The 13382-nt window shown below is 40.8% G+C and carries 7 protein-coding genes; 6 read left to right on the forward strand and 1 reads right to left on the reverse strand.

Annotation, left to right across the window (positions count from 1 at the left end; translation table 11 throughout):
- The first annotated feature begins 50 nt into the window (after positions 1-50).
- The 3 genes from PP182_RS18650 to PP182_RS18660 all read left to right on the forward strand — a co-directional run bounded on the left by PP182_RS18650 (position 51) and on the right by PP182_RS18660 (position 7773).
- The gene (locus PP182_RS18650; RefSeq protein WP_272652784.1) at positions 51-4619 is read left to right on the forward strand and encodes an ATP-binding protein; all 4569 of its coding nucleotides are present in this window, start codon (positions 51-53) and stop codon (positions 4617-4619) included.
- A 320-nt stretch (positions 4620-4939) separates the two neighbouring features.
- Entirely contained in the window at positions 4940-5491 is a 552-nt protein-coding gene (locus PP182_RS18655; protein ID WP_272652785.1) for a hypothetical protein, read from the forward strand.
- A 497-nt stretch (positions 5492-5988) separates the two neighbouring features.
- Positions 5989-7773: a hypothetical protein gene (locus PP182_RS18660; RefSeq protein ID WP_272652786.1), complete on the forward strand. Its 1785-nt coding sequence runs from the start codon at positions 5989-5991 to the stop codon at positions 7771-7773.
- A 322-nt stretch (positions 7774-8095) separates the two neighbouring features.
- Here the strand turns inward: PP182_RS18660 and PP182_RS18665 are convergent, their stop codons facing one another.
- Complete coding sequence (locus PP182_RS18665; protein WP_272652787.1) at positions 8096-9301, reverse strand: hypothetical protein; 1206 nt, start codon at positions 9299-9301, stop codon at positions 8096-8098.
- A 120-nt stretch (positions 9302-9421) separates the two neighbouring features.
- Here PP182_RS18665 and PP182_RS18670 point away from each other — a divergent pair, with 120 nt between their 5' ends.
- From PP182_RS18670 to PP182_RS18680, 3 genes are all read left to right on the forward strand, one after another.
- On the forward strand, positions 9422-10696 hold the full coding sequence (locus PP182_RS18670; protein ID WP_272652788.1) for a hypothetical protein: 1275 nt from the start codon (positions 9422-9424) through the stop codon (positions 10694-10696).
- Positions 10697-10874: 178 nt separating this feature from the next.
- Positions 10875-12644 (forward strand): serine hydrolase, encoded by a 1770-nt coding sequence (locus PP182_RS18675; protein ID WP_272652789.1) that lies wholly within the window; start codon positions 10875-10877, stop codon positions 12642-12644.
- Between the two features lie 78 nt (positions 12645-12722).
- A complete protein-coding gene (locus PP182_RS18680; RefSeq protein WP_272652790.1) occupies positions 12723-13292 on the forward strand; it encodes a cupin domain-containing protein in 570 nt (189 codons plus the stop codon).
- The last annotated feature ends 90 nt before the right edge of the window (positions 13293-13382 follow it).

A 13382-nucleotide genomic window follows, 5' to 3' on the forward strand; every position in this document is an offset into this window, starting at 1 on the left:
AAGACAGCACCTCTAATACCTAATTATAGATTTAATATAACAGGGTGAGAATGACCAAAAAGGACTTTTCAATACTTCATTTGCTACTAATTGCAGTGCTCTTTCAATCTGTGGTTGCGCAAGAAAAAAAAAGAGTCTATGAAAAATATGGGGTAGCCGAAGGTCTACCAGAAGAATATGTAGGAGGCATGTTACAAGATGACCAAGGCTTCATTTGGCTTACGACCCAAAATGGCTTGGTTAAATACAATGGCTATGATTTTAAGGTCTATAAAGATGTTAAAAGCGAGATTGATTCTAGTACTATTCAATTGGGGAACCTTAATAAAGGTATTATAAAAACAAAAGAGGGTAAATTTTGGATGGGGCATTTTAACAATGGCGAGATTTTTTATTTTGACCCTAGTACTGAAAGAGGTCACAGTTTTAAGCCACAGTTTAAAGACTCGCCTGAGATTCATACCGTATATGTGGAAGTATTGTTTGAGGATGCCCAAAATAATATTTGGTTCATAAACCACTTAAAAGACTCCTTAGTACTTGGACGGGTCAATTCAAAGACAGAAATTTCAAAGGTTTATCCGTATGAAAAAACATTTGGAAATACCATCCTCGGCTTTCAGAATCTTTTGCAGTCCAGAAAAGACGGAAATATATGGTATATAGAACGTTCCGGTAACCTTAAAGTATGGACGCCAAAAAGCGATAATTTTGAATTGGTTGTCGCACATGGCGATAAAATACCGGGCACGGAAATCAATGATACACTTATGGCACTAAATACATTGAATAGTGATGATATTTTATTGATAGGGAAACACGGTCTGTATGTTTTTGATCCGGTTACACGACAAAGCATACAGCAGTATACGAATAATGAAGAAAGCAATAATTTTTTACCCAATGCTGATGTACAGTTTGCTTTTGCTGATTTAAATGGTAGTTATTGGGTAATACATGTGAATAATGAAATAACCGTCATAGATTCCAAAAACAACAGTTACAACCATTTTGTATTTGGTCAAGGCCCCCTAAATTTTCAAAAGGGCTATAAAAACATAGACTTCATCGTTCCTGGCGAACAAAATAAAGAGGGGATAGTGTTTGCCTTAGTATCAAATTTTTTTAGTGTTAATCCAGACCCTATTCACTTTATGGATTATGAGTTCAGTACAAAATCTTTTACATATTATGATTCAAAATTCAATGACCAAAATAATCCAAATACACCTACCTTAGAACTAGGGTCTTTTAGAGATAACTCGGGGCTTTCTTGGCTATTTTATCGTCCAGGATTTTACAAAGAATCCCCCAAGACCAGACAACTAGCGCTATTGAAAAATGAGCCTAAAAACCCATCAAGTATTCCCTCTAATACCATCATAAGATTATTTGAAGATAGTAAGAAAAGGTTATGGATAGGAACGCGATCTGGTATCGCCAGGAAAAAACCAAATGGTAGTTTTCAACAGATTGGCATAAGTAATGATGCTGCACCCTTAAGTCTTAATAAATTTTATGAAGATTCACAAGGAAACCTATGGGCAGGCACTTTTGGGCAAGGCCTTTATCGATATCAAGAAACACAACAAAAATTTGAGAAAGTAGATTTTATTACGGGTATTGACCCTAAAAACGAAAGAATTGAAATTAATGCTATACAGGAAGATGTAGATGGCTATCTATGGGTATCCGTTGATAATCGCGGGGTTTACCTTTTGGATAAGAGTACGGGTGAGATAAGAGAAAAATATGAGTTTGCCCACAAAGAAGAACATGGTTTGTTTAGCGATTGGATTCCTATTTTATTTCTTGATGCGAGAGGTGTTGTTTGGCTTGGTGATTTTGAGGATAATTCTTTTGGACTTTTTAAATATCAAAAAAAGGAAAAAAACTTTAAACACTATGCATCTGATCGTGAAGATTCACTCTCAATAAGCAGTAATGAGATTCGATTTATAACAGAAGATGATTTAGGTCGCATGTGGGTAGGTACGGATGGTGGATTAAACCGCTACGATCATCAAAAAGATATATTTTATCGTAATACCAATTTCAACATTCCATCTACTAATTCTTATGCCAAGGCAACTAATGGAAAATTATGGATTACTACCTACAGTGGGGGAGGTTTAGCATTAGTGGGGCCGGAAATAAATGATGTTGAGTTTTTTGGAGAATCAAAAGGACTTTTACATAATGATATTCTGGTCGGCAGTGAACTGACACGTGATGATTTTGGTCAGTTATGGCTACCAACAGCAAGAGGACTTTCAGTTTTTGACACAAAGAAAAAATCCTTTAAAAACTATACCAGCCAAGACGGCTTTCAGAAATATCCTGAAACATATATGACAGGTTTAAAAACCCATGACGGTAATATCTGGCTAGGTAGTCGAGAGGGTAATGGTCTCAACAGAATTAGCCCAAAAGAATTGGTAAAAAAAGATAGCATTCCTCCATCTGTTGTAATCACGGCAATGACAATTAACGATAGTAGCTATAATGCGCCAGATGGTAAAATTTTTAAAAATTCGGTAGCTTTTACCGATGAAATTAGGCTTAATTATAATCAAAAAGATCTTGGTTTTGAGTTTGTAGCACTGCACTATCTTCGTTCAGAGGACAATCTATATTCATGGAAATTAGAAAATTATGATAAAGAATGGACGCCTGCCTCAAAGGAGCGTAAAGTAAAGTACACAAACCTCTCGCCAGGTACTTACTTGTTAAGGGTTAAAGGATCAAATGCTGATGGTATCTGGAATGAAGAAGGGGCAAGTATGGCAATTACCATAGCGGCCCCTTGGTGGGGCAAGTGGTGGGCCTATTTAAGTTATGTCCTTTTAATCAGCTCACTCCTTTTTGCATTTTATCGTTTTAAGCTAAATCGAAAATTACAAAAAGCGGAAGCTTTACGCCTAAAAGAATTAGATGCAGTTAAAACCCGTCTGTATACCAACATCACACACGAATTTCGTACCCCGTTAACGGTAATATTGGGTATGGCACATCAGGTATTGGATAATCCAAAAGCCCATCTTCAACAAGGATTGGATATGATTATCCGCAACGGGCGCAATTTGCTCTTGCTGATCAATCAAATTTTGGACCTCAGCAAATTGGAAGGGGGTAAATTAAACTTGCACTATCAACAGGCAGATATTGTTTCCTTCTTAAACTATATTGCAGAAAGTTTCCACTCGCTTGCTGCAGATAAAGGTATTAAGATTCACAACCTTAGTGAAGTTGATGAATTGGTTATGGACTATGACGAAATTAGATTTCAGCAAATCGTCTCCAATCTAATATCCAACGCTATTAAATTTACGCCAAACGGAGGGCATATTTACATATCAAATAAGGTCGAAGAAAATTTATTTATTCTTAGCGTCAAGAACACGGGAGTTGGAATCTCAGAAGCCGACCTTCCCCATATTTTTGAACGTTTCTATCAAGCAGATGGTTCCCATACCCGAAAAGGGGAAGGTACGGGTATAGGTCTAGCACTGACCCGAGAATTGGTAAAGCTTTTGGGAGGTAGCATTTCGGTGAAAAGTAAGTTGAAAAAAGGGAGTGAATTTACAATAGGCTTGCCTATAAGCAACGTTTCAGAATTGAAAGAATCGACAAAACAAGTTGTTTTGAACAACGAAAGGTTAAATGGAGATTTCATTAGTTCAAATAATCAGGCCTCTAATCATTTGTTGACGGCAAAGGAATCAATATCGCATGAAAATAATCCACACAAACCTCTTGTTCTTATCGCGGATGATAATGAAGATGTGCGCATTTACATTGCTTCTTGCTTAAAAAACGTTTATAACATTGCGATAGCCCAAAACGGACAAGAATGTGAAGAGTTGGCCTATGAAATGACGCCAGACCTTATCTTACTTGATGTGATGATGCCCTTTAAAGATGGTTTTGAGGTTTGTAAGTTATTAAAAGCCGATGAGCGAACGAGCCATATTCCAATTATTATGCTAACAGCGAAAGCGGATATGGATAGCAGGTTGGAAGGATTGGACAAAGGAGCTGATGATTATCTGACAAAACCCTTTCATAAGAAAGAGTTGTTGACCCGTATTGCTAATCTTCTTTCATTAAGGCTACAATTACAAAAGTACTACCGATCTTCATTAGAGCACCATCTTTCTGCAGGGATAAAATCTGAACAAGAAAATGATTTGACCATTTCAAATACAGCAAGCCCCAAATTGAAATTAATTACCGATCAAGGTGATGACCATAAGCCAAGTATTCTCCATGATATTAATTTAGAAAATGCTTTCGTGATAAAAGCTAAGAATGAAATTGAAATGCACTTGTCTGAAGCTGATTTTAATGTTGAAAAACTCTGTAGGTTATTGGCATTAAGCAACTCACAAGTACATCGCAAATTATCTGCCTTAACGGGGCTTTCGGCTACTCATTTTATTCGTTATGTTAGATTGATAAAGGCAAAAGAGTTGATGATAGACTCAAGATTTAAAATTGCAGCGATTGCAATTGATTGTGGTTTTAATGATCCAGCCTATTTTAGTCGAGTATTCAAAAAGGAATTTGGGTTAACACCACAAAAGTGGCGAAATCAAAATTCTGTATTAAAGGATTAATGAAATCTTGACAGGTAAATAATAGATTTGGAGTTAAAGTTTTCTGCATCAAATTCTGAATCAATTCTATTGAATAAAACCATTTTCACACAGCAAGAAAATTACAGGGAACCAAAAGATGAAACCACGACCATTACTACTACACTAGAAATGCGTAATCATGTAACCTCTAGCCTAATTATACACTCTTAGTCCTATTTACGCAAGCTCTGTCCAAGAGATTTTTAAGAAAATACTGCACCTTTAATTCATCAGTTCGAACAACATTTGATAAAAGTTCAAATTGAATTAATTGTATAACCCAACTAAAATTTAAACGTATGAAAACAACCTGTAAAAAGGGTATGATGTCCATCTTAAGATTGGCACTGCTAACAACAATTTTAATGGCGGTTTCCTGCTCAACGGAATCCATAAGTGAGTATGAAACAACCGGTTTAACCGCTATTACTGCCAAAGCTAAAAAACCAAGACCAATTAAAAACAATTATGTAGGTGTTGATAGAGCAGATGGTTCTGGATCCGATTTCTCGGGCAACATGTCACATGTAGGTAAATATACCGGTCAGACCATTACCACCTCTTTTGAATTTAATGCGGATTTCACGGGGGGTATCCAGACCAGTGACGATACTGTAGTGGCTGCGAACGGAGATTTAATCTACACCAAGTCAGTGACGGTAATTACATTTTCACCTGAAACTGGAGCTGGTGGGGATCAAACCTTTTCTGCAGGAACCTATACTGGTGGTTTTGATATAGTAGGCGGCACAGGTCGTTTTGAGGGTGCTACGGGAAGAATGGATCTAGACAATGGTGTGTTCGGTGGAGGGATCGCCAAACATAATGCCGAAGGCACTATTACTTATTGATTATTTTTTTTGCTTGATTAAAAACCAGCGTTAGAGCGCTGGTTTTTTTATTGGGGAGTTCCTTCAGATATAGGGAGGCTGATCTGAAGATATAGCCCCGCAGTTCATGAATTAGCATAAAATGATATGTAATTAGTTGACTAATCATAAGTGATGATATTGAAGCTAAGGAATTCTTAGCCTAAGAACTTCAAAAGGGTTTCATTGCCCTGACAGAAAAAGGTGCGATAATAGGCAGCACTCTTATTAAAACTTAAGTACAAAAGAAAGACTGCCAAAGCCAATACAATTCGTTGACTCTTTGCATACTATGGACTCTAAGTCCATTGGGCGCAACCTAAGTCCAGTTCATGCAATCTAAGTCCAACAATTTTTTAGCAGAATAGCTGAATTTTATACCACTCGGGTTTTCCCCATCCTTAGTCCAACACAGTTGAAACGTTAAGGTATTTCTTAAAATGAATTTTGATCAGTATAAATCTAATAACTAAGAACCAATGAAAACAATTAATGAAAAACCAGTAAAGTTAATTTTAAAAACCTTCATTTTGGCCATGCTATTCCTTACTTTTTCCTGTAGCGATGATGATACGATAGAGGTTCCTGAAGAAGAAACTGAGATTCCTGAGGAAATTCCTGAGGAAACCGTAGACCCTCCAATAACCTATACAGTAAGCGAACTAACCAAGGGTGCAGCACTTAAAGGAGCCAACGGTGTAGATATTGGGCCAGATGGTAATCTTTATATAGGTAGTGTTCTTGGTTTGGAGATTGCTGTGATGGATAAGGAAAACGGAACTATAAGTGAGCGATTTGGACCGGAAATGCAGGTCATTGGGGCAGATGACCTTGTTTTTGGACCCGACGGATCGCTTTATTGGACCGATATTCTGGTAGGTGAAGTAGGTCGTAGGGAACCAGACGGTACGATTACCAAACAATTTGTAGCCCCAGGGGTTAATCCTATTGCGTTCTCGGATGATGGGCGTCTATTTGTAGGATTATGTTTTTTAGGGGATGGCTTATATGAACTAGACCCAAATCTTGTGGAACTTCCACGACCTATTATCGTAGCCACAGAGGCGAATCCATTTCCACTGGGGTTCTTTAATTCATTTGACTTCGGTCCTGACGGGCGCTTGTACGGTCCCTCGTTTGCGGGTGGGCTTGTGATAAGCGTAGATGTGGATAGAACAAGTGATCCAACATCGGACCCTTTTTCCGATGGGTCAGCTCAGGTACTTGCCACAGGATTTGTAAATCCTGCAGCTGTAAAATTTGATCCAGAGGGGATGCTTACTGTACTAGATCAAACCGGAGAGGTATTTAAGTTAGATCCCATGACCGGAGCCTCAACAATGTTCACTACTCTAGATCCTGGTCTCGACAATATGGTCTATGATACGGATGGAAGCCTATACATGACCAATAATGACCAAGGCTGGGTGGGCGAATTGCTTCCCAATGGAGAACTACGTACTATTAGCCCAGGTGGAATCATTTCTCCGCAAGGTTTAGCTTTTTTAGACGGAGCCGACAATGTCGATAAATTATATGTGGCGGATCATTATTATGTTAGACAGCTCAACGCTACCAATGGGGACCAAGAAAATAATTTTAAAGGCTATTTGATACCGCCAAATCCTCCTCAGCCAGCCTTGGTAGTGTCTATGAATCTTTCTGCAGATGGCACCAACCTAATTGTTACTTCATGGTTTGATGCAAGGGTACAGGTTTATAATCCCCAAACAGAACAAATAGTAGAAAATTATCCTATGGTTGCCCCTGTAGATGCGGTAAGGGTACAAGAGGATATTGCCGTTTCGGATGTTGGCCTTGGTGGTGTGGTGTGGGCAAGTGATAATGCCATGATACTTCCTATTGATAATGCAACCGTTTTTGCTCCTGGCGGTTTGACCACCGATGGGGAAACCCTTTGGGTTGCTGACTGGGGCACAGGTGTTGTATGGCAGATAGATTTTGAAGGCAAAACCCCAATGACACCTGTTGCCGTTGCAATGGATTTAGTCAATCCAGAAGGCCTGGCTCTTGATTTGGATGGAGGGTTGCTTGTCGCAGAAACGGGCGCGTCTCGTCTTTCGCGCATTGATATAATAACTGGCGAGAAGACGGTAATTGCCGAGGGACTTGAGTTTGGTGGTCCTGGTCTGGAGGGCACACCTCCTACTTTTTTCTTTGATAGCGTTACCGTTAGCCCATCTGGAGATATATATGTTACTGGGGGTGGAGGAAATGTTATTTACCGTGTTACCAAAGAATAAATAAATCAAATTTGTATTAGCTATTATTTCCTATCTAAGGATACAAAGCCCAGTCATGACTGGGCTTTTTTATTGTTATTTTTTCGGGACATAAACCAAAAAATCTGCTGCATATATTTCGCTCGAATTACAAAAGGTGTATTTTGACGATAACTTTAAGCTTATCACATAGGCCTTTGGATAAATTTCCAGTTATTATAATCACGCTCAGTTTGAGCCGGTCGAAAACAAATTGATTAGAAGTATCAACTGCTTCTCGATACAAAATGCCGTTTGGCATTTCACTCGAAGTGACAAAATTAATTTTTGCCCAGTTATTTGACTACTTAAACCATACCCCATCCGTATCTTCCATTCGGGCGATGATGCCCCAACCGTAGAAATAATTGGATAGGCCGATTAAAAGTTCGTTGTCCCCCTCCTGCAAGGGTAGGGTGAAGGCGGAGTTTTCAATACTGGTACGTCCCTTGGGAAATTTCATTCCGGGAGAACCATAAAAGTTTCGGTCCTGATACAACGGTTTACCGTTAATGAACACCCATACTTCATCGCTAAAGCCCAAACGCAACAATTTTTCGATATCCTTTTCAGCTTTGATGGCGGTTTTGAGCCATACCAAACGTCGGTTGCCATTCTTCGGACCACCAAACACCTGGGTCAAGTTTACCATGGCCCTTCTGCCTGCCCATACGGTTTTCCAAGTGGCATTTTCATCCAAATAAATGGAATCGATTTGTACCCCGGGATTCACTGGAATCCCTTCCAAAAGATCTTTGCCAAAAGGGTAGTCCACAGGCTCGGTCACCTGCCACTCGCGGAGGTATCGGGGGTCGTTATAGGTTGGGTCATACCCGGCAATTGCGGGCAAATCTTCGGTAGCATTAGGGGTGATTTTTACATTGGCGTAGATAACATCGCCTTCCAGACCTATTGCACCATTTTCGGTAATACCTTCCATAGCAGGCACCCAAAGGGCAGGCTTTTTCATATCGTTTACATACACCCGCATTTGCTTGCCATGGATTACCATTTTAATGTGGTTCCAACCCGTTTCGTTAAGGTTTACCGCCGCCTGGTAATCGTCTGTCATGTCCCAAAGGTTAACTTTGTCCACCACCGCCGTATACTGTGTAGCAAAGCGCAACTTGGGGTCGGGGGTACCAAAATAACGGACGTAAAAAGTCTCAAAATTCAGGGTGTCGGGGCTGATGCGGTAATAGATACTGGGAAAACCCTGTCCCTTCAGTTCCATATCGTACTCTATGGTACCGTCCGAAAATTCAAAATCCTGTAACCATATGGTAAAGGGTCTGTCGTCAGTGCTTCGTACGGCTTGGGTGCCTTTATAAGAAACAAATTCGGTGTTGTCCGTGAGTTTGGCCCAGTGGGTTTCCGTCATGGGAAAATCAATAGTCTTGGTTTGGGATTTGCTTTTGCGCTGTCCATAGGAAAAAAGGGTAAGGCATAATGCCGCTGCGAGGGCCATGTTCGTTTTTGATGTGATGTTCATGCTTGTGGTATTTATCATTAAAAGTTATTTTTGATTGGACTAAAAGTAGTGGGCGTTTTATTTTTTTGCCTGTTCAAGCTGTTCAATCCTGTTTAATCCTATTCAAAAATCCCCGTTTGCAAGGCACGATGTAGTTTTATGGACAAATCGAAATTCTATATGGTGGATTATTTGGTAGCGGCTATCGAGGGCCAACTGGGGTGGGGCGATGGAAAAAATTGGAACAATGGCGATTTTGAAGAACTCAGCGAGCGCATCTTCGCCGAAACCAAAAAACGGCTAAGCGTTACTACCTTAAAGCGTATTTGGGGTCGTGCGGAGCGGGTGGCGAATCCCAGTTCCAGTACCTTGAACATCCTTTCGGAGTTTGTGGGTTATGACAACTGGCGGATGTTCGTGCAGGCACAGGAATCCCTGGAGTCAACGGAGGCACCACAGATTGAACCCAAAACACCCTTTCCTTGGAAAATTCCCTTGGCGCTTGGGTTTGTGTTGTTGATTGCCCTTTTGCTGGCCTTTTATGCATCCGATACGGAACAGCCCTCCATGCCAAAGAAACGGTTGGAGAAGACCGACTTCCAATTTAGCCGGCGCACGGTGAGCGAGGGCCTGCCCAACTCCGTGGTGTTCGCCTATGATGCCACTGCAGCCCCCGATGGAGCTACCATTGAGATACAACAGAGCTGGGACAACAACAAACGCATGACCGTTTCCGCGACCGATAGCATTGCCACCAGTATCTATTACCGCCCAGGATTTTTTAAATCCAAGTTGGTAGTGGGCGACACCGTGGTACGGGAGGCTGATGTCTTTATTCCCACCCAAGGGTGGTCGGGTATGGTGGAAAATGATTCCATGCCCATTTATTTGGAAACTAGGGAGATTCAAAAAGACGATTATCTTGCCATTACCCCGGAAACAGTCGCCAAATACGGATTGGACCCACGTACCACCGAAGTGGTCACCAGCCTGTACCATGTGGCCGATTATGGCGAGCTCTACACGGACGATTTTCAACTTTCGCTTCAGCTGCAGAACACTTTTCCCCAAGGCCGTACGGGCTGCCAATGGGTCAGGATGTTTGTACTGTACGATGGTGGCGCCATAGGCATTCCCCTCGCCAAAAAGGGTTGTGCGGCCCAGTTGGATTTGATGCTCTTTGGGGACTATATCAGCGGTAAAACAACCGACCTTTCCAGTTTGGGCGTGGATTTTACCGAAGCGGCGACCTTGCAATGCAATTCCAAAGATGGTATACTGGAAATTTTGGTCAACGGCCAAACCGCCTATACCGCTAAAGTGCCCATAGCCGCTAATAAGCTTGTGGGAGTGGTCGTTCATTTTGAAGGTACTGGATTGATGAAAGAGGTCTCCTTGAGCAATTCGCACGGACTGCACCAAGTACTACAGTAATTTCTTTTTAGTTAGAAATGTAATATTGACTTAGGAAAAAGCCTATATTTAAGGACTCCCCCATTTTTGTTACTAGCTTAAAAATAGGCACTTAGGATAATGTTTCTTTTGTTTCGTATGAAAGTAGGGTTGTCCACTAGTTCAGGTCTTTAATCTATGAATACTAAAATCAAATATGATGAAAAACAGGAATAGAACACCAAGAATTGCACTTACAACAATCGTCGGAATGATAATGATGTTCATTTCGTTTCAAACTTCTTATGGTCAATCCAAAGTTGAAAAGTTGGATGACCTGATCAACCAATATTTGGAATATGGTAAGTTCAATGGTTCGGTACTGGTCGCCCATGAAGGGGAGGTATTATTGAAAAAAGGCTATGGATGGGCCAATATGGAGTGGGACATTCCCAATGCACCAAATACCAAACATCGTTTAGGTTCTATTACAAAACAATTTACGGCAATGCTCATATTACAGCTTGCCGCCGAGGGTAAATTGGATTTACAGGCCCCTATATCCACGTATCTGCCAGATTACCCTAAGGAGAAGGGAGCTAAAATAACCACCCATCATTTATTGACGCATAGTTCCGGTATTCCAAACTATACCTCGTTTCCAGGTTTTTTTGAGGAGGAAAGTAGGAACCCCTACACTCCGGAGGAATTCGTAAAAAAGTTTCAGGATAAGGAATTGGATTTTGCACCGGGGTCACAATATAGCTACAGCAATTCAGGCTATTTTCTTTTGGGGGTTCTTATTGAAAAACTTTCGGGTAAGTCCTATGAAGAAATGTTACATGATAACATATTAACACCTTTGGGAATGAATGACACCGGTTTTGATCATCATGAGGATATTCTAAAAAATAGGGCCACGGGCTATGAAAAAAACGGAAACGCTTTCATCAATTCCAATTATTTGGACATGTCCATCCCTTACGCCGCAGGTTCGTTATACGCTACTGTGGAAGATCTTTACACCTGGGATCAGGCCTTATATACAAATACCTTGCTATCTAAGGAGTACATGGAACTTTACTTTAAACCACACATCCCTGTAGGTGGAAATTATCATTACGCATACGGCTGGAGTGTTGGAAAATCGCCCCTCGGGAATACCAAGGATAGTATAGCCATTATTTCACATGGAGGTGGTATCAATGGTTTTAATACGAACATTGCGAGGTCAACTGCAGATAAATCCTTGGTGGTACTTTTGAATAATACCGGTGGCGCACCTTTAAATGATATGACCAGGGCCATCTGGGGTATAGTTTATGGGAAAAGCTATGATTTGCCCAAGAAATCTTTGGCCTATGATGTTTTAAGCATCATAAAATCCGAGGGTATCGAGGCAGGCTTGGACCATTTCAACAAAAACAAGGATTCCGATAGTTTTGACCTACGGGAGAACGAGATGAACCAAGTAGGGTATCAACTCTTGGAGATGGATAAAATCCAGGAAGCGGCCAAGATTTTTGAGTTAAATAAGAATACCTATCCCAATTCGGCCAATGTATATGATAGTTACGCCGAGGCCTTGATGAAGTTGGGAAATAAGGAAGAGGCCATAAAAAATTATAAAAAATCCGTGGAGATGAATCCTGCAAATCAAAATGGAATTGATATGTTGAAAGAACTGGGCGTGGATACGACCGACTTGGTCAAGGAGATTGAGGTGCCCGATGAAATTTTAGAAACTTATATTGGTAAATATGCCCTGTCCCCACAGTTCATTATTACGATTTCAAAAGAGGGAAATCAAATGAAAGCTCAGGCTACCGGGCAACCCATGTTTGATATTTTCCCAAAATCGAACAATGTGTTCTATCTCAAAGTGGTGGAGGCTCAATTGACCTTTAACTCCGGTGAGAATGGAGAAATAGAGAGTTTGACCTTGAAACAAGGAGGGCAGGAGACCACAGGTTCCAAACTATCGGAATAAGGATTGGAATCTGAAAAAATAGTACCTTTTACCTAGTAAGTTAAGTTGATTTAGAATTGCCAACCGTTATAAAACGATATGGAAAGCACTGAAAACCGCAGGGACATACTTAAGAAACTGGGCCTTTTTTCTATGCTATGTCTCACAGGAATGCATGAAAGCTTGGCCCGCACTATGGGCCCAAATAAGGCCACGGGATTGATTATAAAAGCGGACGAGGGCGAAGTGCGTTACATTGGAAATACGCGAAAGGCCAAAGTCATTATTAAGGTAGCGAAGACGGAAGAATATACCCCGGAGATGTCCTTACTTTCCGAATTAATTACTCCTGGGGACGGAATTCCGGTACACAAACATGCGAACGAGGATGAGTTTTTAATGGTACAGCAAGGCCAAGTTGAAATTAGGTTGGGGGACCACACCCAATTGGGCGAAATGGGAGACCTGATTTATGTACCCAAAGGAACTTGGCACGGATTCCTGAATACAAGTGATGCCGATGTGGTCCTATTTTTTGGCTATTCTCCCGCTGGGATGGAAGATTATTTTCGAAAAATTGGAACTACCGAGATCAACCAAGATCTTGGCTTTACCGCCGAGGATTGGATAACCACCAATAAAAAGTATGGCGTAATCTACAAAGACTAAAATTAGAATTAGGTTCACTGAGCGTAGTCGAAGTGACTTTATCTAAAGTTCCCATAAGGTGCCTTCATCTCCAAACAGGGAACGCTGCAC

The sequence above is a fragment of the Maribacter sp. PR1 genome (genome assembly GCF_028464145.1).
GTDB lineage: Bacteria > Bacteroidota > Bacteroidia > Flavobacteriales > Flavobacteriaceae > Maribacter.

Excerpts from the sequence above, each read along its gene's own strand:
- PP182_RS18650 (WP_272652784.1), top strand. The coding sequence starts at position 51 with ATGACCAAAAAGGACTTTTCAATACTTCATTTGCTACTAATTGCAGTG.
- PP182_RS18655 (WP_272652785.1), top strand. The coding sequence starts at position 4,940 with ATGAAAACAACCTGTAAAAAGGGTATGATGTCCATCTTAAGATTGGCA.
- PP182_RS18660 (WP_272652786.1), top strand. The coding sequence starts at position 5,989 with ATGAAAACAATTAATGAAAAACCAGTAAAGTTAATTTTAAAAACCTTC.
- PP182_RS18665 (WP_272652787.1), bottom strand. The coding sequence starts at position 9,301 with ATGATAAATACCACAAGCATGAACATCACATCAAAAACGAACATGGCC.
- PP182_RS18670 (WP_272652788.1), top strand. The coding sequence starts at position 9,422 with ATGGACAAATCGAAATTCTATATGGTGGATTATTTGGTAGCGGCTATC.
- PP182_RS18675 (WP_272652789.1), top strand. The coding sequence starts at position 10,875 with ATGAAAAACAGGAATAGAACACCAAGAATTGCACTTACAACAATCGTC.
- PP182_RS18680 (WP_272652790.1), top strand. The coding sequence starts at position 12,723 with ATGGAAAGCACTGAAAACCGCAGGGACATACTTAAGAAACTGGGCCTT.